The following is a 21,198-nucleotide window of genomic DNA, read 5'->3' as shown; positions in this document are numbered from 1 at the left end:
CTCCTTAAACCGTCAACACCACGCAGCTATCGGCATCCCAGCACAGACGTACCTCATCGCCCCAGGTTGGTAACCCTTTCTGGTAGCGATGGGCATTCTGCAACTGGGCGCTGATCATCTGCCCGCTTTTGAGCCGCACGTGGTAAATGGAGAGATCGCCCAGATAGGCGATATGCACCACTTCGCCGACGGCAAAGTTATAGCCGTCCGCAGGTGGCTCTTCGCAAAGCATGATTTTTTCCGGGCGCAGCGCGACGTACACCGGAACGTTATCGACGACTGAGGCATCCGGATCGACCTTCAGCGGGTGCACCAGCCCCGGTGAATCAATCACCAGGCCGTCGTCCTCACGCGACTTCAGCAGCCCCTCGAATACGTTAACCGAGCCAATAAACTCAGCGCTATAACGGGTAGTCGGGTGCTCGTAAATCTCTTCCGGCTCGCCAATTTGCACGAACTTGCCGCGGTTCATAATGGCAATGCGCCCGGCCATGGTCATCGCCTCTTCCTGGTCGTGGGTCACCATGACGCAGGTGACGCCAACGCGTTCCAGAATATCGACCACTTCCAGCTGCATACGGTCACGCAGCTTTTTATCCAGTGCGCCCATGGGTTCATCCAGCAACAGCAGCTTCGGGCGCTTCGCCAGGCTACGCGCCAGCGCCACACGCTGACGCTGACCGCCGGAAAGCTGGTGCGGTTTGCGCTTGGCAAACTCCTGCATGTGCACCAGCGCCAGCATCTCGGCAACGCGAGCGGTAATTTCCGCTTTCGGCAGCTTGTCCTGCTTGAGGCCGAAAGCGATGTTCTGCTCCACGGTCATGTGCGGGAACAGCGCGTAGGACTGGAACATCATGTTAATCGGGCGCAGATAAGGCGGCACGTGCGCCAGGTCAACGCCGTCCAGCATAATCTGCCCAGCGGTCGGTTGTTCAAAGCCCGCCAGCATACGCAGCAGGGTCGACTTTCCGCAGCCGGAAGCACCCAGCAGCGCAAAGATTTCGCCTTTATAGATGGTGAGGTTAACGTCGTCTACGGCGTGCTGGCCGTCGAAGGATTTGGTCAGATTACGGATTTCCAGCAGCGGTGTGAGCGCTTTGCGGATTTTCGCCTGTGGGCGGGGAATAGCGTCGTTCAATCTGGTGCTCTCCGGCAAAATACAAATATCGATATGACCCGGTTGTCATATCAACCCCTGGACACCGACCACCCGGCCGGTGTCCAGATTGGGGCAGATGCACTGCCCCGGTGCAGGCTTATCACGTTATGGGTGATTGATTTATTTACCGCTTTTCACTTTGGTCCATGCGCGCGTTCTCACACGGTCAATTTTTGGATCCTGAACTTTCAGCGTAAACAGCTTAGCGAAAACATCTGCCGGCGGGTAAATCGCCGGATTATCGCGAATTTCGGCGCTGACCAGAGGCGTGGAAGCCTTGTTGCCATTCGCGTAGAACACATGGTCACTGATGTGCGCAATCACGTCCGGGCGCATCAGATAGTTAAGGAACTGATAGGCTTCATCTTTATTCTTCGCATCGGCTGGCATGGCGAAGACATCAAAGAAGGCCAGTGCGCCCTCTTTCGGAATAAAGTAAGAAACATTCACGCCGTTTTTCGCTTCTTTGGCACGGTTTGCCGCCTGCCACACATCACCCGCCCAGCCGATGGCCACACAGATATCACCGTTTGCCAGGTCGTTAATGTACTGAGAAGAGTGGAAGTAGCGAATGTTAGGACGCAGTTTCAGCAGCAGATCGGTCGCCGGGCCGGTGTAGTCATCGGCCTTGGTGCTGTTGGGATCTTTGCCTAAGTAGTTAAGCACAGTGGCAAAGATTTCTTCTGGCGCATCAAGGAAGGAGACGCCGCAGCTTTTCAGTTTCTCCAGGTTTTCCGGCTTCATCACCAGATCCCAGCTGTTCAGCGGTACATCTTTGCCCAGCACGGCTTTGACTTTGTCAACGTTGTAGCCGATACCGGTCGTCGCCCACAGATAAGGCATCGCGTACTTGTTGTCCGGGTCGTGTTTAGCCACCAGCTTGAGCACGTCCGGGTCGAGGTTTTTCCAATTTGGTAGCTTGCTCTTATCGAGCGGCTGGAACACACCGGCGGTGAGCTGACGCTCCAGGAAGCTTGCCGACGGCACCACCAGGTCAAAACCGGTGCTGCCCGCCATCAGTTTGCCTTCCAGCACTTCGTTGGAGTCAAACACGTCATAGACGACTTTAATTCCGGTCTCTTTCTCAAAATTCGCCACGGTGTCCGGCGCGATATAGTCAGACCAGTTATAGATATGCAGCGTTTTTTGTTCCGCAGCGAGCACGCTTGCCGAGGCGGCCATCAGCACACTCGTCACCAGACCTGTTAACCATTTTTTATTTAAGGCGGCCATATCTCTTATCCTTCTCGTCATCCGTTAACAAACGGACGAAATATACGCAATTTAGAGTATGCAAAAATCATGCATATTTTTTCGTACTGCATGAAAGAGAAGAGAACGGGCTCCCCTGCAGTCATTGCTCGCTTTATCAATGCAAGAACCTCGCCAACATAGGGTATTGTCAGCAATAAATAGGGGGGCATTGATATGTCGCAAGAATAACTGTAGCCCGGACTGGAGGCTATAGGTCAGTGTAAAAAACGCCTTTTATCAATTTTTTATGCAAGATCACTCTATCTGATAAGCCAAAACGGGCAATCAGGTAGTGAATGAATCTTTAAAAATAGGTTAAATGCAGAATAAAAGCAGGTAATACGCAGCCACTATGGCAGTGACTGCGCTATTTGACGGGGATGATCAGTGAAGAAAATGGTATTGGATATCTTCCGGCGGCTGCTCTTCGTCTTCTGGCTTATAGAGCAGTTGATGCGCGTTGGCCTCGAGGATAACCATCGAGACCTGCTCTTCGCTCTGGGTTACAAAAGCGGCGAACTGTTCGAAGGTTACCCCAACGCCTGCGGATAAAGACTGGCAAACCACCAGCTTTGGCAGATTATCATCCTGCATGTCGAGAAACGCCTTAACCGTCAGCGAACTGGCGTTAATGGCGGAGAGATCGGCGCCCAGCGCCAGCAGCGCAGATGGCTTGACCTCGGCCAGCGCCGAGAACAGCACGACGTTATCGATGAGATCAATTTTGGCATCGAAGACGCCTTCAAAATTTTGCATATGCGGCAGGTGCAGCGCCTGGCAGGTGTCGCACTCAAAAAAGTTCATGCCCATTTCGTCGAGCCACTGACGTAACGTATCCAGACTCGGGACGACGAGAGAATCCATATTGCCTATGACCTCATGCGGTAAAGTAAAACATTCCAGACCAACAAATTACCGGGCAGCAGCCCGGTATAAGTACGAGAGTAGCGCATAGCTTACGCAAAAAAGGCGTCGTATACCATGAAAGCGCACTATCCGCCGATTTTCAGACAAAATCCGGGGTGAGCCTGACGCTCGATCCATTCGATCATTTTTCCCGCAATATCGATGCCGGTAGTGGTCTCCACCCCTTCCAGCCCCGGCGAGGCATTGACTTCCATCACCAGCGGACCGCGATTGGCACGCAGAATATCTACGCCCGCGACATCCAGGCCGAGGGTTTGCGCGGCCTTAATGGCAATCGCCCGTTCAGCGGGGGTGATCTCAGCCACCGTCGCCACGCCACCGCGGTGCAGGTTAGAACGAAAATCGCCTGATTTTGCCCGGCGTTCAATCGATGCCACCACTTCATTGCCGACTACCAAACAGCGAATGTCGCACCCTTTCGCCTCTTCGATATACTCCTGCACCAGGATATGCGCGTTCAGACCGCGAAACGCATCAATCACGCTTTCCGCCGCCTGGCGTGTTTCGGCGAGCACCACGCCGATTCCCTGCGTACCTTCCACCAGTTTAACCACCAGCGGCGCGCCGCCGACCATGTCGATAAGATCGCTGGTATCGTCCGGTGAATGGGCGATGCCGGTAACCGGTAGATCGATTCCCTGACGCGCCAGCAGCTGTAGCGATCGCAGCTTGTCGCGGGCGCGGGTAATCGCCACCGATTCGTTGAGCGGGTAGCTGCCCAGCATCTCAAACTGACGCAGTGTCGCCATACCGTAGTAGGTGATCGCCGAGCCAATACGTGGGATCACCGCGTCATAGTGCGGCAACTGTCGACCTTTATAGTGTATCGACGAGGCCGCCGGGTCGACGTTCATATAGCAAGACAGCGGATCGAGTACTTCAACAATATGGCCGCGGCGCTGGGCGGCTTCGCGCAGACGCTTACACGAAAAGAGCGTTCCATCCCGGGACAATATGGCGATTTTCACCCTTTACCTCTCCAAAAAAGCCGCAAAAAAACCGGCATATCATACGTTTTTCGCATCCGCAGAGGCTTGAGCCCTGGCACAAATTCGTTAATGAATCAGCGCGTAGCAAACCCCTGCTGATGTAGATAATCAAGAATAAACGGGCGGCTCTCTTTGATGAGCGTGCGGCGAATATGGTCGCTCCAGGTATCGCGGCGCGCGTTGGTGCTGCGCGATAAATAGTACTGGGCAAGTTCTTCGTCGTACTGCGCCAGTACTTCGGGGTCCATCGGCTGATAGTGATTTTCATGCACCACCAGCGCGGCCGGCAGGCGCGGTTTGAGATCCGGATGGCTGGCAGGCCAACCAAGGCACAGACCAAACAGCGGCAGCACGTGCTTTGGTAGCTTCAGCAGTTCGGTCACCTGAGCAATATTATTGCGCAAGCCGCCGATATAGACGCCACCCAATCCCAGAGATTCAGCGGCAGTCAGCGCGTTTTGCGCCATCAGCGAAGTATCCACCACGCCAAGCAACAGCTGTTCCGCCAGACCCAGCTGCGCCTCAGGGCAAATCTGCAGATGGCGGTTAAAGTCGGCGCAAAATACCCAGAACTCCGCCGCCTGAGCAACGTGCTCCTGGCCGCCGGTCAGCTTGACCAGCTGTTCGCGCATGTCGCTATCGGTGATGCGAATAATCGAGCTGCACTGTAAAAAGCTGGAGCTGGAAGTGGCCTGGGCGCTGGCGATAATCACGCTGCGCTGTTCGTCGCTTATCGGCTCGCCGGTAAAGTGACGAATAGAGCGATGGTTAAGCAGAACCTCAATGGTCGGAGTCATCTTTTTTTTCCTTGTCTCGCGGCAGGTTAGGGTTCATCAGCTGTGGAGCAACGGCGCGGGCAATTCCCCAAAAGAGGACGCCCGCGGCGGGAAGCATCAGCGCAATACCGAGAAAAATCATCACTACCGCTGCCAGTTGGCTGGCAAACGGCGCGGGCAGCGTGATGTACTGATTGAGCGATAGCCACGCCACCGCCAGCAGGATCATGCCGACCGTCTCCAGAATTAAAACGCTTTTCGGTAGTGCTCCGAGCGAACGCATGCTTCTCCTCCTGTGAACCCTTAGCGCATTTTGATAGCCAATTGATGACGATTATAACGGTATGCGGATGAAAAATAATTAGCGAGACATAGCCAGAATGAATCAGAGTAACAGGTAGAACCTTCTTTCCCCGCATCGCTTCGCGCGGCATGATAAGCGCCATTCGCCGACAGGCACGTTGATTATTCCGCTCGTTTGAGGAGAAACACTATGTTTACCGTAATTTTTGGTCGTCCAGGCTGCCCTTACTGTGTACGTGCAAAAGAGCTGGCGGAAAAGCTGACCCAGGAGCGTGATGATTTCAACTACCGCTACGTAGACATCCACGCGGAAGGCATCACGAAAGCCGATCTGGAAAAAACCGTCGGTAAGCCGGTTGAAACCGTACCGCAGATTTTTGTCGATCAGAAACACATTGGCGGGTGCACAGACTTTGAAGCCTGGGCGAAAGAGAATCTCGGCCTGTTTGCCTGATAGCACCATCAACGCCCGCCCTTAAAGCGGGCGTTTGTTTTCTCGCCGCTTATCGTGCAGGAGCGAGCTGATAAACAGATAGCATAATGCACCGAGCGCGCACCAGAATACGGCGCTGAAGAGCCAGGCCAGTTCCTGCCAGAACGAACGATCGCTGCTGAAGAAGAGACGCATCAGGACAAGACAAAGCGGTGCCGCAAGAATAGCGCCAACCAGCGGGCGCAGCACTCGACGACGCGATGAGATAAAGCTCGAGACAATACCGGGGACGATAAAAAACAGCAGCCCCAGTTCGGGACTTCCGCTGGCACGAAACGCGCCCTTCACGTTCAGAATCAGTGAAAAAAAGACCACAATAAAGAGTAAGAAGCAGCAAATAACTCCTGCCCAACCGCGTTCAGATTTCACACGCATCTCCTGAAAATATCTCTATCAAACCCCAGACTTCGTCCTTACGGACACCCAGTCAGATAAAGTTGTTGGCCTTCCCTGCCAAAACTTCGCTACATTTTATCTATCAGTACTTTCGGAGCGTTCTCCCGAGCTAAAATATCGTGCGCCCGATGATTCACTCTCTGACCGTCGCGATGCAGACTGATTGATCATATGTAATGTGTATTAAAAGCGATTGTTGCTAGCCGTAGCTATCAGGAACGATTAAACTACTGACCGCTATTTTCTGGTTATTATTCGGGTTCTGGATAGCAAAATGCAGACCTTAGCCCGTGGTAAACAGTAGACCAAATAACCATTCCTTTCAACACGTTACTGGTAAACGATAAGTTAGACTCCGTGAATATAAACGTCGCAGATTTGTTAAACGGGAATTACATCCTGTTATTATTCGTGGTATTAGCGCTGGGGCTTTGTCTTGGCAAATTACGTCTTGGCTCCATCCAACTCGGTAATTCCATTGGCGTTTTAGTGGTTTCTCTCCTATTAGGACAGCAACACTTCAGTATTAACACCGAAGCGCTGAATCTGGGCTTTATGCTGTTTATTTTCTGCGTCGGTGTAGAAGCCGGGCCGAACTTTTTTTCAATTTTCTTCCGCGACGGCAAAAATTACCTGATGCTCGGCCTGGTGATGGTCGGTAGCGCGCTGCTAATTGCATTAGGCCTCGGCAAGCTTTTTGGCTGGGACATCGGCCTGACGGCCGGGATGCTCGCCGGATCAATGACCTCCACCCCGGTACTGGTGGGCGCTGGCGATACGCTACGCCACTCCGGCATGGAAGCGAATCTGCTCGCGCAGGCACAGGATCACCTGAGCCTCGGCTATGCGCTGACCTATCTGATTGGTCTCGTGAGTTTGATTGTCGCCGCCCGCTACCTGCCAAAATTCCAGCATCAGGATCTTCAAACCAGCGCCCAGCAAATCGCCCGCGAGCGCGGTCTGGACACCGACTCCAACCGTAAAGTCTATCTGCCGGTTATCCGCGCCTATCGCGTAGGCCCGGAACTGGTGGCGTGGGCCGACGGCAAAAATCTGCGCGAGCTTGGCATTTATCGCCAGACCGGCTGCTACATCGAGCGTATCCGCCGTAACGGTATTCTGGCCAACCCTGACGGTGATGCCGTACTGCAGATGGGCGATGAAATTTCGCTGGTCGGCTACCCGGACGCGCACGCACGCCTTGACCCAAGCTTCCGTAACGGCAAAGAGGTGTTCGACCGCGACCTGCTGGACATGCGCATCGTCACCGAAGAGATCGTGGTTAAAAACCACAATGTGGTAGGTCGCCGCCTGGCGCAGCTGAAGCTAACCGACCACGGCTGCTTCCTTAACCGCGTGATCCGCAGCCAGATTGAAATGCCGATCGACGACAACATCGTGCTCAACAAGGGCGACGTGTTGCAGGTCAGCGGCGATGCCCGCCGCGTGAAAACCGTCGCCGACCGCATCGGCTTCGTTTCCATTCACAGCCAGGTCACTGACCTGCTAGCCTTCTGCGCCTTCTTTATCGTCGGCCTGATGATCGGCATGATCACCTTCCAGTTCAGCAACTTTAACTTCGGTATCGGTAACGCCGCCGGTCTGCTGTTCGCCGGTATCATGCTGGGCTTCCTGCGTGCCAACCACCCGACCTTCGGCTATATCCCTCAGGGGGCGCTGAACATGGTGAAAGAGTTTGGCCTGATGGTCTTTATGGCAGGCGTCGGCTTAAGCGCGGGTGGCGGCATCGGTAAGAGCCTCGGCGTGGTCGGCGGTCAAATGCTGGTAGCCGGTCTGCTGGTCAGCCTGATCCCGGTAGTGATTTGCTTCCTGTTCGGCGCCTACGTGCTGCGCATGAACCGCGCGCTGCTGTTCGGTGCCATCATGGGCGCACGCACCTGCGCTCCGGCGATGGAAATTATCAGCGACACCGCACGCAGCAACATTCCTGCGCTGGGCTATGCGGGCACCTACGCCATCGCCAACGTGCTGCTAACCCTTGCCGGTACGCTGATTATCATCATCTGGCCAGGGCTAGGCGGCTAGCGCTGGCCAGGGGAACAAAGAAAAGAAAAAAATTTTTGCGCAACGCAGAACTTTTTATCAGGGTGCGAGTCTTAATTAGTGCCACTGCTTTTCTTTGATGTCCCCATTTTGTGGAGCCCATCAACCCCGCCATCTTTGGTTCAAGGTTGATGGGTTTTTTGTTGCCTGAATTTCGCATCCCCTTTAAAAATCAATCCACTACACTCCCCGAAACCATCACCACGTTGCCCCTTCGCTTGCATCCCCCTCCCCCTGTCCCATACTTCTATGACACCCACTCAACATTCGAGGTGACTCATGTTGCTTGCAGGCAAAGTCGCCGTCATCTTCGGCGGCAGCGGCGCGATTGGGGGCGCGGTGGCGCTTGCCATGGCGCGGGAAGGGGCGCTGGTGCATCTGGCAGCGCGTAACCAGCAGAAGCTCGACGCTACCGCAGAGCGTATACGTTCAGAAGGTGGCACCGTCAGCACCTTTACCGTTGATGTGCTTGATGAACAGGCGACCCAGCGACGCGTGGCACAGCTTGCGGAACAAACGCTGGGCATCGATATCGTGGTCAACGCTACCGGGTTTATGCATCAGCAGGGCAAACACCTGGAACGTCTGTCGCTGGCAGAGTTTAAGCAAGGTATTGATCCTTTCCTCACCGCGCAGTTCATCATTGCCAAATCAACGGCACCCTATATGGGCGGCAAGCACGATAGCGTGATGCTGAACGTCGTCGCCCCGGCAGCGACCATGGCGATGCCGGGGCATCTGGGACATATCGTTGGCTGTGCAGGAATGGAGGCGATGGTCAGAGCGCTGGCAGGCGAACTGGGGCCGCGTAATATTCGGGTGCTAGGCGTGCGGTCGCATGCTATCGAGGGGGCGGTCGAGGCAGGGTCTTATACCGGTGAACTGTTTGCTGAAAAAGCACAGGCGATGTCGCTAACGGTCGATGAATGGTTAGGAGGCGCGGCACAGGGCACGATGCTGAAACGCCTGCCAACGCTTGAGCAAATCGCCGGGGTGATGACCTTTCTCGCCTCCAGCAGCGCAGGAGCAATGACGGCCACGGTGGTTAACGTGACCGCCGGAGCTACGCTTAGCTAGTTCTTATGTCCATCAGCAAACAGCACCTGCCACCACTGCGGCTTCATATCTTCAAACGAGTGGGAGGCGGGTGCAAATCGCGCATCCTGGTTCTGGTCAAAAACACCGCTCAGCAGCGCAATAACCGGGCCATCATCAATCGCCCCCAGCGAGCTGCCGCAGCGCGGGCAGAAGGCGCGGCTGGATGCCTCGGAAGAGCGCCAGGTCGCGGGCTTTCCGCCCTCGCCGGTCCATTGCACATCGTCGGCGTCAAACTCCAGCCAGATAACCGACTGGGCGCCGGTATGCTTCTGGCAGAGATCGCAGGAGCAGCTGTGGGAAGCGCCGGGGTTAGCGGCGGTGAAGGTAATATGGCCGCACAGGCAGCCGCCGGAAAGCAGGGTTGTCATCGCGAGATCTCCGTTTTGCGTTCTCGCTAAGCGTACACGCTTTTCAGGCGCTCTCCCCGGCGATCCGCCCTACCATTTTTCGGATGGCGTCGCGGTCGAGCGGCTGGCGGTCGGTTACGAAATGCAGCGTCATCCCTTCAATAAAGGCATCCAGCGCGCGGGCGGTTGCCGGATCGAACCACTGCTCCAGCGTCTGCTGGCTGCGTTGCATCCAGCGTTGCATTACCGCCTTCATGGCAGGTGAACTGCTCGCCAGCGCATAGAACTGGTACATCAGGGTCATATTTTTTGGCGTGGTGACCTGACTGCTGAAGATGAGCTCCGCCACCGCATCACAGGCATCGCGCGGCGTCCCTACATCATCAAAAAAGGCGGTGTACTCCAGCGACATCCGTTCGGTAAAGGCGCTAAACGCTTCCCCGAGCAGAGCTTCAATACCGTCAAAATAATAGGTCATCGAACCAAGCGGCACGTCGGCGCAGCTGGCGATTTTACGGTGCGTTACCGCGCTAATCCCGTGCGTGGCGATAGTTTCGAGCGTCGCATCCAGGATGCGCTCCCGGCGCTGCGGGTCATTCGGTCGGCGAGCCATAATTATCCTCTTTCTGGTTATGTACAAATGTACACAAGCTTGTTAGTGTTGTCTGCACACTTTCCGACCTGACGCGAATGGATGACAACGTTAACCTCCCGTAAAGCCCTGCAGTTACGCATGTGGGCGCTCTTTATGTTCTTCTTTTTACCCGGTTTACTCATGGCCTCCTGGGCTACGCGAACCCCGGCAATCCGCGATATTTTATCGGTTTCAACGGCTGAGATGGGCATCGTGCTGTTTGGCCTGTCGATTGGTTCGATGAGCGGCATCCTTTGTTCCGCGTTTCTGGTGAAACGATTCGGGACCCGTAAGGTCATCCGTACCACCATGTCGTGCGCCGTCTTTGGCATGATGATTTTAAGCCTCGCGCTGCACTTCGGCTCCGCGTGGATTTTCGCCTTCGGGTTGGCTATTTTCGGTGCTAGCTTCGGTTCCGCCGAAGTGGCCATCAACGTCGAAGGCGCAGCAGTTGAGCGTGAGATGAAAAAAACCGTGCTGCCGATGATGCACGGCTTTTATAGCTTCGGAACGTTAGTGGGCGCGGGCGTTGGTATGGCGGTCACCGCGTTTGGCTTACCGGCGATGTGGCACATCTTCGTGGCGGCGCTGATAGGCATTGCGCCAATCGCTATCGCCATTAAAGCCATTCCGGAAGGCACTGGCAAAAACGCGGCGGAAGATGCGCACCATCAGGAAAAAGGCGTGCCGTTCTGGCGCGACATGCAGCTGATGCTGATTGGCGTGGTGGTGCTGGCGATGGCCTTTGCCGAAGGCTCCGCCAACGACTGGCTGCCGCTGCTGATGGTTGACGGCCACGGCTTTAGCCCAACCTCCGGCTCGCTGATTTACGCTGGCTTCACGCTGGGCATGACGGTCGGGCGCTTTACCGGCGGCTGGTTTATCGACCGCTACAGCCGTGTTACCGTAGTACGCGCCAGCGCGCTGATGGGTGCGCTGGGCATTGCCCTGATTATCTTTGTCGACAGCGCCTGGGTTGCGGGCGTGTCGGTTATTCTGTGGGGCCTTGGCGCATCGCTTGGCTTCCCGCTGACTATTTCCGCCGCCAGCGACACCGGCCCGGACGCCCCTACCCGCGTGAGCGTTGTCGCCACCACCGGGTATCTGGCCTTCCTGGTTGGCCCGCCGCTGCTCGGCTTCCTCGGCGAACATTACGGCCTGCGTAGCGCGATGCTGGCCGTACTGGCGCTGGTTCTTATTGCCGCTCTGGTGGCGAAAGCGGTGGCAAAACCTGAGCCCCGCGTTGTAATGGAGAGTCATTGATGAGCGTTAAACTGATCGCTGTCGACATGGATGGCACGTTCCTGAACGATAAAAAAACCTATAACCGCGAGCGCTTTCAGCAGCAATATCAGCAGATGAAAGCGCAGCAGATCCACTTTGTGGTCGCCAGCGGCAACCAGTATTACCAGCTGGCCTCGTTCTTCCCGGAGATTGTGGATGAAATTGCCTTCGTCGCCGAAAACGGCGGCTGGGTGCGCGATGCCGGCGAAGACGTCTACAACTGTGCCATGCCGCGCGACCACGTCGATAAAATCGCCGCTTTCCTGCACACTCGTCCGGAAATTGAGATTATCGTCTGCGGCAAAAAGAGCGCCTACACGCTGAAAAACTACGACCAAAGCTTCCACGATATTGCCGTACGCTACTATCACCGTCTGGAACTGGTGGACAATTTCGATAATCTCGATGACACCATTCTGAAGTTCGCGCTCAATATCCCGGACGAGAAAGTGCCGCAGATGCAGGCGCTGCTCGATGAGAAACTCGGCCATATGCTGACCGCAGTGACCACCGGTCACGGCAGTATCGACCTGATTATTCCAGGCGTCCACAAGGCCAACGGCCTGCGGTTATTGCAGGATCGCTGGGGCGTGAGCGATGATGAAGTCGTGGCCTTTGGCGACAGCGGCAACGATATTGAGATGGTGAAGCAGGCAGGCTACGGTTTTGCGATGGCTAACGCCAACGACGCGGTGAAAGCCGTGGCGGGCTATCATGCGCCGCACAACAATGAAGAAGGCGTGCTGGAGATCATTGATAAGGCGTTGAAGGGCGAAGCGCCGTTTGCTTGATAGTGCCAACCCCGGAGTCGGTGCTCCGCACCTCGTCCGGGCTACCACACCAGTAGCCCGTCCAAGCGAAGCGCCGCCGGGGTTATTTACTGCGGTTGCAACCCGCTACCTACCGCTTTATCCCGCAGGAACATCGTCATCAACCCCAGCCACAGCAGGCCGCCCGCCAGGTTAAACAGGCTGAACAGACCAATTCCGCCCAGCTCATAGCAATGCTTACTGAGCTCAATCCCCACCGTGAAGATCAGCATTTGCAGCATCCCCATCGCCGCAGAGACCGTGCCTTTACTCATATCGCTGGCAAACAGCGTCAGACGCACCAGCCCGGCGTTGGCAAGGCCAATCCCGAAGGCGTAGAAGCTTAAACCAGCGGTCATCCATAAATAGGCATGGGATGACACCACCGTCGCCGCCGCAGCCAGCACCAGACCAAACATAATCGGATAACCCCCGGCGATAATCAGCGCACGCACCGTACGGCGCGAGGTCAGACGCGCCAGCACCAGGTTACCGAGGATCAGCGCGCCGAAAATAGGCACCTGCAGCAGGCCGTACTCATAGCTGCTGGCATGCTCGCCGCTGATGATAATCACCGGTGACTGAGCAATCCACGCCAGCAGCGGCAGGCTGACAAAACCCGTTGCCAGCGCACCCGCAACGAAACGCCCGTTTTTCAGCACTTCGCGGTAATCACGGCCCAGCGTTTTCAGCGACAGCGTTTCACCGATCCGGGTCGCCGTTTCCGGCATTGATTTAAACAGGCCGACGAAGGCAATAGCCGACAGCGCGGCGAAGAGCACAAACATCCCTTCCCAGCGCGCCACGTGGATCCACGCCGCGCCCACCAGCGGCCCCAACAGCGGCGCAATCAGCGCGACGTTCGCCATCAGCGCCGTAATCTTGATACAGGTCGCCTCGTCGAACGACTCCTGGATTGCCGCATAGCCCACCGCGCCAATAAAGCACAGGCTCACCCCCTGCAAGAAACGCAGGAAGGTAAACTGCTCAATATTGCTCACCAGCAACGTGGCAAGACAGGTGACGATAAACCAGATAACGCCGGTTAACATCACCGGGCGGCGGCCGATACGGTCCGATAGCGGCCCAAGCAGCCATTGCAGGAACATGCCACCGGCCAGATACGCGGTCATCGAGGTCGGTACCCACTCGTTACCCGCGTTAAATTCTTTGACGACAGCAAGCATGCCCGGCTGGATCATATCGTTGCCGATATAGGTGGAAAATTCGTAGAGCACGAGGCAAAGCGGGAACAAAATTGCCTTACGCCCTAAGCGTTTCCGGGAAGAAGAGGAAGTATCCATGTGGCTCGCATCTATCATAAAAACGCGCAAGTTTAATCAATGCGCAGTAGTGGTGATAGTTAATTATCACGCAGCTTAACGATTTCGCACAAATTGACGCTGTTAAGATTCGCTTAAGGTAGCAAGCGTTATACTCTACGCCACTGAGTGCAGGACCTTAATTTCAGACACTTGTACGCCGATAGCGTGATTCAGACAATACCGCTTTACGGTCCAGGATTGGCTTTTTAAGGTAGCTGTCATAAAACCGTCATTTGCGAAACCGGAACGTTATGCTGGAAAACCTTAACCACTCGCTGTTTTTGCTGATTAACGCAACCCCAGCGTCCGCCCCCTGGGCAATTTCATTCGCCACTTTTATTGCTCAGGATCTGATCCTGATCGTTCCCCTGCTCGCCGCGGCCATGTGGCTGTGGGGGGAACGTAAGCAGGTTCAGGCACAGCGCCATCTGGTGATTAAAGTCGCATTAGCCATCGCCGTTAGCCTCTCGCTGTCGTGGATGATTGGTCAACTGTTCCCGCATGAACGCCCGTTTGTGGAGAACATCGGCCACACCTTCCTGCACCACGCGCCGGATAACTCCTTCCCAAGCGACCACGGCACGGTGATCTTCACCTTTGCGCTGGCGTTTTTGTTCTGGCATCGCCTGTGGTCCGGTCTGGTGCTGATGGTGGTCGGCGTCGCGATCGCGTGGTCCCGCGTCTACCTCGGCGTGCACTGGCCGATGGATATGCTCGGCGGCTTCCTGAGCGGCCTTGTCGGCTGCATGGTGTCGCAAATGCTGTGGCAGTTTATCGGCGCCACCGTCTACCCGCGATTACAGCAGCTGTACCGCATGATCTTCTCGGTGCCAATTCGTAAAGGCTGGGTGCGTGACTAGACCTGCGCTCGCAGGTAAAATAACGCGTTGACCCCGGCATCCTTGCCGGGGCATTTCCGCTAGAGGAACTATGGAAACACGACGCGACGAGCGAATGGGTCAACTGATTCAGGCACTGAAACGTAGCGATAAGCTGCATCTCAAAGAAGCGGCAGCACTGCTTGGCGTTTCTGAAATGACGATTCGTCGCGATCTTAACAGCGAGAGCGGGCCTGTCGTACTGCTCGGCGGTTACGTCGTACTAGAGCCACGTAGCGTTCCTCATTATCTGCTAAGCGACCAGAAAACTCGTCTGGTTGACGAGAAAAAACGAGCGGCTCGCCACGCGGCGGCGCTGCTGAAACCGCACCAGATGGCCTTTTTCGACTGCGGCACCACCACGCCGTGGATTATCGACGCCATTGATAACGACCTGCCGTTTACCGCCGTCTGTTACTCGCTAAACACTTTTTTAGCGCTGCAGGATAAACCCAACTGTCGGCCCATTCTCTGCGGCGGCGAATTCCACGCCAGCAACGCTATTTTCAAACCGCTGAGCGAGCAGGACACGCTTTCACACCTCTGCCCGGACATCGCCTTCTATTCCGCAGCCGGTATCGATATTGAAATGGGGGCAACCTGTTTTAATCTTGAAGAGCTGCCGGTGAAGCACTGGGCGATGCGCCAGGCGCGCTACCATGTGCTGGTGGCGGATCACAGCAAGTTTGGCAAAGTGCGCCCGGCCCGCATGGGTGACCTGACGCGCTTTGATGTGATTGCCAGCGACATCTGCCCGGATGATGAGCTGGTGGCGCTGGCAAAACAGCAGCAAATTTCGCTACTGTATTAGCGGGATATTACGAGAACCAGCTGCCGAACCACTCGTGGAATTTCATCAGCACGAAGTCCATCATGCGGCTGAAGAAGCCGCCCTCTTCGACCGCTTCCATCACGATCAGCGGACGCTGCTCAATGGTTTTGTCGTTAAGCTTGAAGTCGATGGTGCCGACCACCTGGCCTTTAGTTAACGGCGCGGTCAGCTGCGGCTGGCTTAAGGTATAGCTGGCCTTCAGGTTTTTCAGCTGGCCTTTCGGGATGGTCACCGAACCGGCTTCCCCTGCCCCAAGGTTCACTTCACTCTTATCACCAAACCAGACGCGCTGGCTGATAAAGGTGGCATCCGGCTTGATTGGCGTAACGGTTTCATAGAAACGGAAGCCCCAGGTCAGCAGCTTCTCCGACTCGTTAAAACGCACGCGGTCGCTCTTGGTACCCAGCACCACCGCAATCAGGCGCATATCGCCCTGAGTGGCCGAGGACACCAGGTTATAACCTGCACCCGCCGTAGTACCGGTTTTCACGCCATCAACGTTGAGGTTCGAACTCCACAGCAGACGGTTGCGGTTTGGCTGGCGGATGTTGTTGAAGGTGAACTCTTTCTCTTTATGTACCGCATACTCTTCCGGCACATCGTGAATCATCGCTCTGGTCAGCAACGCCATATCGCGCGCGGTGCTGTACTGCCCAGGCGCATCCAGGCCGTGAACGGTTTTGAAGGTGGTATTGGTGAGGCCGATTTTCTGCGCGTAGCCGTTCATCAGGCTAACGAAGGAGTCCTGGCTGCCGGCAACGTAGTCGGCAATGGCGATGCTGGCATCGTTGCCCGACTGGATTATCACCCCTTTATTGAGGTTCTCAACGGAAACCTGCTCGCCGGGCTTGAGGAACATCACCGATGAGCCGCGCAGCGCCGGGTTACCGGTGGCCCACGCGTCACGTCCGATGGTCACCATATCGGTGAGCTTGATTTTATTCGCCTTCAGCGCCTGACCGACCACGTAGCTGGTCATGATTTTTGTCAGGCTGGCCGGGTCGAGCTTCTCATCGGCATTGCCCTCTGTCAGGACCTTACCGCTGGCGTAATCCATTAATATAAAAGCACGGGCGTCGATTGCTGGCGCGTCCGGAAGTTGTTCCGCCGCCTGCACCGCCGGTGCCACTAAAAGTAAAAGCGCTGAGCCTGCCATCAGACTCTTGAAGGAGTTAGCGTTACACATCATAAAAGCCACCCAAGTATCCATTCCCAAAAACACGCCACGACAGTACCGTGCTGCACCAGGCCGTGAGTAATAACGTAGAAACTCTCTTAAAGAAACAGTGAGTTGGTAAAGTTTTTTAAGTTTACGCAAGATCCCCTGATTGTGCTGAAAACCTGACATTTTTTTTGATCGAGATTGCGTAAGCGTTTACTTTGGCCCACATTTAATCTCTGCTAAATAAACGGGAGTGGATATGCTAACGCTGTGGGGAAGAAATAACTCAACGAACGTGAAAAAAGTGCGCTGGACGCTGGCAGAGCTTGGCCTGCCGTATGAGCAAATTATGGCGGGCCAGGGATTTGGCGTGAACCGCGACGCGGCCTATCTGGCACTTAACCCTAACGGCCTGGTACCGATGCTAAAAGACGGCGATGACGTGCTGTGGGAATCAAACTCCATCGTGCGTTATCTGGCGGCGCAGTACGGCGCCGAGAGCCTGTGGCAGGCGTCGCCGGTTCAGCGGGCGAAAAGCGAAAAGTGGATGGACTGGGCCAACGAAACCCTCTCGCCGGTGCACCGTAAAATCCTCTTCGGGCTGGTGAGAACGCCGGTAGAGCAGCGTAACATGGCCGAAATCAATGCGGCGATTGAAGCCTGCAAACCGCTGCTGGCGATCCTCGACAATACGCTGGCGAATCAAACCTGGCTTTCCGGCGAGCAGTTTGGCGTGGGCGATATCGCCGTGGCGCCATTTGTCTATAACGTGCTGGAAACCGTCAAAACCTGGCCGTCGCTGCCACATCTTGAGCGCTGGTATCAGCAGCTCGCACAGCGTCCGGCGTTCCGCGACGTGGTGATGATTCCGGTGAGTTAAGCCACTCAGGTGCGCTGGCTGCTCCCGCGCACCTGCAGTTTCCCCACCAGCCGGACATGCGCCGCCGTATCATCCCCCTCACACAGGTAATTCACCGCCATTCTTCCCAGCTCGCTATAGGCTAGCTGCACGCTGGTCAGCGCCGGAGTCAGTTGGTGCGCAATACGCTGATCGTCATAACCACACACCAGCACGTCGCGCGGAATAGCAATATTGAGCGTGGCGAGCGCCTGATAGCAGCCAAGGGTCATCCAGTCGCTGGCGCAGAAAATGGCCTGCGGCGGTTCCGGCAAGCGCATCAGCTCAAGTGTGGCGTTAAAGGTGGCATTCAACGACCAGTCAGTCGGTTTAATCAGCGTGTCGTCCACCGCGATCCCGGCCTGCTCCAGCGTCTGGCGATACCCTTCGAGGCGCAGCACGCTGGCATCCATCCAATCATCGCCCATGATATGCGCAATACGCGTGATGCCCTGCGACAGCAGATGGCTGACTATCTGGCAGGCGTTGGCGCGGTCATCAGGCAGAAAGGTCGGCAGCAGCGGGCGCTGCGGGTCGTACTGGTTTAACAGCACCACCGGTTTATGGATAAGCGCGTCGAACGGCGAGAAATCAAAGGCGCGGGTCACCGGGCTTGCCAGAATCACCCCCGCGCAAGCACGCTGATCCAGCTGACGCAGAATATGCGCCGCCATCTCCAGATCGTCGCCATAGTCATAAACGGTCAGCAGAGTATCCCGCTGCCAGGCGGCGGAGACAGCATCGCTAATGGCCTCGACGAAGGGGTCATAGTTCGGCATTCCGCACAGCAGCAGGGCAATTTCCTCCTGCCCTTCCTGACGATGAGGCACGATAATCTTTTGATAGCCAAGCGCCGCCGCTGCCGCATAGACGCGGTCGCGGGTGGCTTCACTCAGGCGAATAGCCCGGCTATTGTTGAGCACCAGAGAGACCGTTGCCTGCGAAACGCCCGCTTCCCTGGCAATATCACTCATCGTTATTTTGTTTTTCTTCGCCATGTTCACTCCTTGTCGCCGCCGACTATAGCACAGTTATCCCACGCTTTTTTTGTGAACAACCCGACAGTTCAACCGCGTCAGGATTGCGCCTTGCGCCTGAGTTAATAAATATTAGCTAATAATTATTAGCAAGGAGAAAAAATATGCACTCGCAATGGCGCGAATCACAGGCGCAGGCCTGGTATCAACAGCATGGTTGGGCATGCGGCTTTAACTATCTGCCGCGCAGCGCGGTCAACTGGACCGAAATGTGGCAGGCGGAGACTTTCGATGTGCAGACCATCGACCAGGAGCTGGGCTGGGCGCACGGCTACGGCTATAACGCGCTGCGCACTAACCTGCCGTTTATCGTCTGGGAAGCCGACCGTGACGGCCTGCTGGCACGCATCGACGCCTTTTTAGCACTGGCGAAAAAACACCAGATTCAGGTGATGCTCACCCTGATGGACGACTGTGGTTTCTCCGGCGATGAGCCGTACCTCGGCCCGCAAAAGCCACCGCGCGAGGGCGTGCACAACAGCCAAGCGGCGGCAAGCCCCGGTCGGGCCATCGTGATGGACCCAAGCCAGTGGCCACGCATTGAAGCCTACGTCCGCGACGTACTCAGCCGTTTTAAGGATGATGAGCGTATCACCATCTGGGATCTCTACAACGAACCGGGCAACCGTGGCATTAACCTGTCAGCGACCGAATCGGCAGAGTATGACCAAGCGTTGGAGACCTTCGCACTGGAGCTGATGACCGCGACCTTCGGCTGGGCGCGTGAAGTGGGCCCAAGCCAGCCGCTCACCGTGGGCGCGTGGCACATTGATCACCCCCAGTACGGCACGCTACAGCACCCCATTGATATTGCCGCGCTGCGGTTATCCGACATCATCAGCTACCACAACTACAACAACGCCGCCCGTCAGCTCGGCGTGCTGGAAAGCCTGATGGCCTATCAGCGCCCGATACTGTGCACCGAATGGCTGGCGCGGCACATGGACTGCACGTTCAGCGAGCAACTGCCGCTGTTCTGCGCTTTCGATACTGGCTGCTATCAATGGGGACTGGTGCAGGGCAAAACGCAGACCTGGATCCCGTGGACCAGCGTCAACAGAGATCATCCCGATCCCCAATCGCTGTGGTTCCACGACGTGCTGACACCCGACGGCAAACCGTGGTGTGAAGAAGAAATGCAGCTGGTGAAAGCGCTGACCGGCTATCGCCAGACGCATCGTTAATTGTGATACACGGAGGATTCATCCATGAAAAAGTCAGCCTTGTTCCTGCTTGCCTGCTGCGGTTTCGGTGCGATGCCTGTCGCGCACAGCGCCGATCAGGTGGAACTCCGTTTTGCCTGGTGGGGCGGTAAAGCCCGAAATCAGGCTACCCTAAAGGCGCTGGACGCCTTTGAGGCCAAATACCCCAATATTAAAGTGAAGGCGGAGTACACCGGCTGGGACGGGTTCTACTCGCGCCTGACCACGCAGATTAACAGCAACACCGAAGCCGACGTTATCCAGACCAACTGGAACTGGCTGACGCTGCTGTCCAAAACCGGCGACGGTTTTTACGATCTCAACCAACTGAGCCAGCCCATCGGCCTCGATCAGTTCTCCCCCGCCTCACTCGCCAGCACGACGGTGAATGGCAAGGTCAACGCCATCCCGGTTTCCGCCAACGTGATGCTGTTTTACTACAATGCCGCCACCTGGAAAAAAGCCGGCGTGCCGCTGCCGAAAAGCTGGGAAGACCTGCTCAAAGCCGGGCCGGTGTTTAAAGAGAAGCTCGGGGATAACTACTATCCGCTGATCCTGACCGAGCAGGATTCGCTGCTGCTCCTGAACTCCTGGGTCTATCAGGGGAATCAGAAGCCGATGGTGGATGAGAAGACCCGTAAACTCGGCTGGAACCATGACGATCTGGTACAAGCCTTCACCTTCTATCGTCAACTGGTGGCGGCGCATACCGTGCCGGACTCCCGCACGATGGCCTCATTCGGCAAAGGCATTGCCTATGAAATGAAGCCGTGGATTAACGGCGAATGGGGCGGTATCTACAACTGGAACGTGATGTACACCGCCGAGTCGCAGAACCTGAGTAACCCGACCGACCTGGTGATGGGCGATTATCCAATGCGCGAAGGTGCCAAAGATGCCGGGCAGTTTAACAAGACCGCGCTGATGCTCTCTATCAGTAAAAACACCCGTCACCCGCAGGAAGCGGCGCTGCTGATCAACTTCCTGATGAGTGAAAAAGAGGGCGTGGTGCCGGTGGGGTTAGAGCGCGGCGTGCCGCTGAGTAAGGCCGGGGCGCAGATCCTGCGCGATGCCGGGTTACTGAAAGAGGACGATCCGGTGCTGACCGGGCTGACGCAGTCCGCCGCGTTGCCAAACCACGCGAAGGCGATGCCCTATCTTGAAGATCCGCAGTTCACCGCCCTTTTCCTCGCGGCGCTGCAAAGCATCGACTACGGCAAAGCCACGGTAGACCAGGCCGCCACCCACTTTGAAGAGCAAGCGAACCGTATTCTACGGCGAATCATGCGCTAAGGGAGAAGATCATAGACAGGGGGACGGCTGTCCCCCTG

At 56.1% G+C, this 21,198-nt stretch carries 22 protein-coding genes; 10 read left to right on the top strand and 12 right to left on the bottom strand.

Features of this window, described 5'->3' with window-relative positions:
* Window positions 1-4: 4 nt before the first annotated feature.
* The 6 genes from potG to AB2B48_RS01275 form a co-directional block, all read right to left on the bottom strand.
* Window positions 5-1,138, bottom strand: coding sequence for a putrescine ABC transporter ATP-binding subunit PotG (gene potG, locus AB2B48_RS01300; protein WP_220441034.1), 1,134 nt, complete (start codon window positions 1,136-1,138; stop codon window positions 5-7).
* Between the two features lie 141 nt (window positions 1,139-1,279).
* Entirely contained in the window at window positions 1,280-2,392 is a 1,113-nt protein-coding gene (gene potF, locus AB2B48_RS01295; protein WP_368300593.1) for a spermidine/putrescine ABC transporter substrate-binding protein PotF, read from the bottom strand.
* Between the two features lie 405 nt (window positions 2,393-2,797).
* On the bottom strand, window positions 2,798-3,277 hold the full coding sequence (locus AB2B48_RS01290; protein ID WP_185666630.1) for a YbjN domain-containing protein: 480 nt from the start codon (window positions 3,275-3,277) through the stop codon (window positions 2,798-2,800).
* A gap of 128 nt (window positions 3,278-3,405) precedes the next feature.
* Window positions 3,406-4,308 (bottom strand): 30S ribosomal protein S6--L-glutamate ligase, encoded by a 903-nt coding sequence (rimK, locus tag AB2B48_RS01285; RefSeq protein ID WP_185666632.1) that lies wholly within the window; start codon window positions 4,306-4,308, stop codon window positions 3,406-3,408.
* A 95-nt stretch (window positions 4,309-4,403) separates the two neighbouring features.
* Complete coding sequence (nfsA, locus tag AB2B48_RS01280; RefSeq protein WP_368300592.1) at window positions 4,404-5,126, bottom strand: oxygen-insensitive NADPH nitroreductase; 723 nt, start codon at window positions 5,124-5,126, stop codon at window positions 4,404-4,406.
* Window positions 5,110-5,388, bottom strand: a complete 279-nt coding sequence (locus AB2B48_RS01275; protein ID WP_368300591.1) for a YbjC family protein — start codon at window positions 5,386-5,388, stop codon at window positions 5,110-5,112. The genes nfsA and AB2B48_RS01275 overlap by 17 nt, the downstream gene beginning before the upstream one ends.
* Before the next feature lie 210 nt (window positions 5,389-5,598).
* Here AB2B48_RS01275 and AB2B48_RS01270 point away from each other — a divergent pair, with 210 nt between their 5' ends.
* The gene (locus tag AB2B48_RS01270; RefSeq protein WP_035894505.1) at window positions 5,599-5,862 is read left to right on the top strand and encodes a GrxA family glutaredoxin; all 264 of its coding nucleotides are present in this window, start codon (window positions 5,599-5,601) and stop codon (window positions 5,860-5,862) included.
* A gap of 21 nt (window positions 5,863-5,883) precedes the next feature.
* On the opposite strand, the gene AB2B48_RS01265 is transcribed toward AB2B48_RS01270, so the two are convergent.
* Complete coding sequence (locus AB2B48_RS01265) at window positions 5,884-6,270, bottom strand: inner membrane protein YbjM (protein WP_220441037.1); 387 nt, start codon at window positions 6,268-6,270, stop codon at window positions 5,884-5,886.
* Between the two features lie 384 nt (window positions 6,271-6,654).
* On the opposite strand from AB2B48_RS01265, the gene AB2B48_RS01260 reads away from it, so the two are divergent.
* Together AB2B48_RS01260 and AB2B48_RS01255 are read left to right on the top strand one after the other, a co-directional pair.
* Window positions 6,655-8,343, top strand: a complete 1,689-nt coding sequence (locus AB2B48_RS01260) for an aspartate:alanine antiporter (RefSeq protein ID WP_368300590.1) — start codon at window positions 6,655-6,657, stop codon at window positions 8,341-8,343.
* A 297-nt stretch (window positions 8,344-8,640) separates the two neighbouring features.
* Window positions 8,641-9,438, top strand: a complete 798-nt coding sequence (locus AB2B48_RS01255; protein ID WP_368300589.1) for an SDR family NAD(P)-dependent oxidoreductase — start codon at window positions 8,641-8,643, stop codon at window positions 9,436-9,438.
* Here the strand turns inward: AB2B48_RS01255 and AB2B48_RS01250 are convergent.
* Entirely contained in the window at window positions 9,435-9,827 is a 393-nt protein-coding gene (locus AB2B48_RS01250) for a GFA family protein (protein WP_368300588.1), read from the bottom strand. The two genes, AB2B48_RS01255 and AB2B48_RS01250, sit on opposite strands and share 4 nt — an antisense overlap.
* Window positions 9,828-9,870: 43 nt before the next feature.
* Window positions 9,871-10,419: a TetR/AcrR family transcriptional regulator gene (locus AB2B48_RS01245; RefSeq protein WP_368300587.1), complete on the bottom strand. Its 549-nt coding sequence runs from the start codon at window positions 10,417-10,419 to the stop codon at window positions 9,871-9,873.
* A gap of 81 nt (window positions 10,420-10,500) precedes the next feature.
* Between AB2B48_RS01245 and AB2B48_RS01240 the strand changes: the two genes are divergently transcribed.
* Window positions 10,501-11,703 carry an MFS transporter gene (locus AB2B48_RS01240; protein ID WP_185666639.1) on the top strand — a complete coding sequence of 401 codons (1,203 nt, stop codon included), beginning with the start codon at window positions 10,501-10,503 and terminating at the stop codon, window positions 11,701-11,703.
* Window positions 11,703-12,515: a Cof-type HAD-IIB family hydrolase gene (locus tag AB2B48_RS01235; RefSeq protein ID WP_368300586.1), complete on the top strand. Its 813-nt coding sequence runs from the start codon at window positions 11,703-11,705 to the stop codon at window positions 12,513-12,515. Before AB2B48_RS01240 ends, AB2B48_RS01235 begins: the two co-directional genes overlap by 1 nt.
* Before the next feature lie 86 nt (window positions 12,516-12,601).
* On the opposite strand, the gene AB2B48_RS01230 is transcribed toward AB2B48_RS01235, so the two are convergent.
* Window positions 12,602-13,837, bottom strand: a complete 1,236-nt coding sequence (locus AB2B48_RS01230; protein ID WP_185666641.1) for an MFS transporter — start codon at window positions 13,835-13,837, stop codon at window positions 12,602-12,604.
* A gap of 272 nt (window positions 13,838-14,109) precedes the next feature.
* Here AB2B48_RS01230 and ybjG point away from each other — a divergent pair, with 272 nt between their 5' ends.
* Both ybjG and deoR read left to right on the top strand, forming a co-directional pair.
* The gene (ybjG, locus tag AB2B48_RS01225; protein ID WP_368300585.1) at window positions 14,110-14,718 is read left to right on the top strand and encodes an undecaprenyl-diphosphate phosphatase; all 609 of its coding nucleotides are present in this window, start codon (window positions 14,110-14,112) and stop codon (window positions 14,716-14,718) included.
* 70 nt (window positions 14,719-14,788) lie between these two features.
* The gene (gene deoR, locus AB2B48_RS01220; RefSeq protein ID WP_368300584.1) at window positions 14,789-15,547 is read left to right on the top strand and encodes a DNA-binding transcriptional repressor DeoR; all 759 of its coding nucleotides are present in this window, start codon (window positions 14,789-14,791) and stop codon (window positions 15,545-15,547) included.
* A gap of 7 nt (window positions 15,548-15,554) precedes the next feature.
* On the opposite strand, the gene dacC is transcribed toward deoR, so the two are convergent.
* Window positions 15,555-16,757 carry a serine-type D-Ala-D-Ala carboxypeptidase gene (gene dacC, locus AB2B48_RS01215; protein ID WP_220441043.1) on the bottom strand — a complete coding sequence of 401 codons (1,203 nt, stop codon included), beginning with the start codon at window positions 16,755-16,757 and terminating at the stop codon, window positions 15,555-15,557.
* Between the two features lie 232 nt (window positions 16,758-16,989).
* Between dacC and AB2B48_RS01210 the strand changes: the two genes are divergently transcribed.
* Window positions 16,990-17,610 carry a glutathione S-transferase family protein gene (locus AB2B48_RS01210; protein ID WP_368300583.1) on the top strand — a complete coding sequence of 207 codons (621 nt, stop codon included), beginning with the start codon at window positions 16,990-16,992 and terminating at the stop codon, window positions 17,608-17,610.
* 5 nt (window positions 17,611-17,615) lie between these two features.
* Here the strand turns inward: AB2B48_RS01210 and AB2B48_RS01205 are convergent, their stop codons facing one another.
* Window positions 17,616-18,626, bottom strand: a complete 1,011-nt coding sequence (locus AB2B48_RS01205; protein ID WP_368300582.1) for a LacI family DNA-binding transcriptional regulator — start codon at window positions 18,624-18,626, stop codon at window positions 17,616-17,618.
* A gap of 143 nt (window positions 18,627-18,769) precedes the next feature.
* Between AB2B48_RS01205 and AB2B48_RS01200 the strand changes: the two genes are divergently transcribed.
* Both AB2B48_RS01200 and AB2B48_RS01195 read left to right on the top strand, forming a co-directional pair.
* A complete protein-coding gene (locus AB2B48_RS01200) occupies window positions 18,770-19,849 on the top strand; it encodes a cellulase family glycosylhydrolase (RefSeq protein ID WP_185666658.1) in 1,080 nt (359 codons plus the stop codon).
* Between the two features lie 24 nt (window positions 19,850-19,873).
* Entirely contained in the window at window positions 19,874-21,160 is a 1,287-nt protein-coding gene (locus AB2B48_RS01195) for an ABC transporter substrate-binding protein (protein WP_368300581.1), read from the top strand.
* Window positions 21,161-21,198: the final 38 nt, after the last annotated feature.

This window comes from Kluyvera sichuanensis (assembly GCF_040930405.1).
GTDB lineage: Bacteria > Pseudomonadota > Gammaproteobacteria > Enterobacterales > Enterobacteriaceae > Kluyvera > Kluyvera sichuanensis.
The sequence above is the reverse complement of the archived record's forward strand: the minus strand, read 5'-3'. Positions and strand labels throughout refer to the sequence as shown.

What these genes read in the sequence shown, in the direction of transcription:
- potF (WP_368300593.1), bottom strand. Translation starts at nt 2,392, where the DNA reads ATGGCCGCCTTAAATAAAAAATGGTTAACAGGTCTGGTGACGAGTGTG.
- AB2B48_RS01210 (WP_368300583.1), top strand. Translation starts at nt 16,990, where the DNA reads ATGCTAACGCTGTGGGGAAGAAATAACTCAACGAACGTGAAAAAAGTG.
- nfsA (WP_368300592.1), bottom strand. Translation starts at nt 5,126, where the DNA reads ATGACTCCGACCATTGAGGTTCTGCTTAACCATCGCTCTATTCGTCAC.
- AB2B48_RS01240 (WP_185666639.1), top strand. Translation starts at nt 10,501, where the DNA reads ATGACAACGTTAACCTCCCGTAAAGCCCTGCAGTTACGCATGTGGGCG.
- AB2B48_RS01235 (WP_368300586.1), top strand. Translation starts at nt 11,703, where the DNA reads ATGAGCGTTAAACTGATCGCTGTCGACATGGATGGCACGTTCCTGAAC.
- AB2B48_RS01275 (WP_368300591.1), bottom strand. Translation starts at nt 5,388, where the DNA reads ATGCGTTCGCTCGGAGCACTACCGAAAAGCGTTTTAATTCTGGAGACG.
- AB2B48_RS01205 (WP_368300582.1), bottom strand. Translation starts at nt 18,626, where the DNA reads ATGGCGAAGAAAAACAAAATAACGATGAGTGATATTGCCAGGGAAGCG.
- AB2B48_RS01195 (WP_368300581.1), top strand. Translation starts at nt 19,874, where the DNA reads ATGAAAAAGTCAGCCTTGTTCCTGCTTGCCTGCTGCGGTTTCGGTGCG.
- AB2B48_RS01245 (WP_368300587.1), bottom strand. Translation starts at nt 10,419, where the DNA reads ATGGCTCGCCGACCGAATGACCCGCAGCGCCGGGAGCGCATCCTGGAT.
- AB2B48_RS01230 (WP_185666641.1), bottom strand. Translation starts at nt 13,837, where the DNA reads ATGGATACTTCCTCTTCTTCCCGGAAACGCTTAGGGCGTAAGGCAATT.
- AB2B48_RS01200 (WP_185666658.1), top strand. Translation starts at nt 18,770, where the DNA reads ATGCACTCGCAATGGCGCGAATCACAGGCGCAGGCCTGGTATCAACAG.
- ybjG (WP_368300585.1), top strand. Translation starts at nt 14,110, where the DNA reads ATGCTGGAAAACCTTAACCACTCGCTGTTTTTGCTGATTAACGCAACC.
- deoR (WP_368300584.1), top strand. Translation starts at nt 14,789, where the DNA reads ATGGAAACACGACGCGACGAGCGAATGGGTCAACTGATTCAGGCACTG.
- AB2B48_RS01250 (WP_368300588.1), bottom strand. Translation starts at nt 9,827, where the DNA reads ATGACAACCCTGCTTTCCGGCGGCTGCCTGTGCGGCCATATTACCTTC.
- dacC (WP_220441043.1), bottom strand. Translation starts at nt 16,757, where the DNA reads ATGATGTGTAACGCTAACTCCTTCAAGAGTCTGATGGCAGGCTCAGCG.
- AB2B48_RS01270 (WP_035894505.1), top strand. Translation starts at nt 5,599, where the DNA reads ATGTTTACCGTAATTTTTGGTCGTCCAGGCTGCCCTTACTGTGTACGT.
- AB2B48_RS01255 (WP_368300589.1), top strand. Translation starts at nt 8,641, where the DNA reads ATGTTGCTTGCAGGCAAAGTCGCCGTCATCTTCGGCGGCAGCGGCGCG.
- AB2B48_RS01290 (WP_185666630.1), bottom strand. Translation starts at nt 3,277, where the DNA reads ATGGATTCTCTCGTCGTCCCGAGTCTGGATACGTTACGTCAGTGGCTC.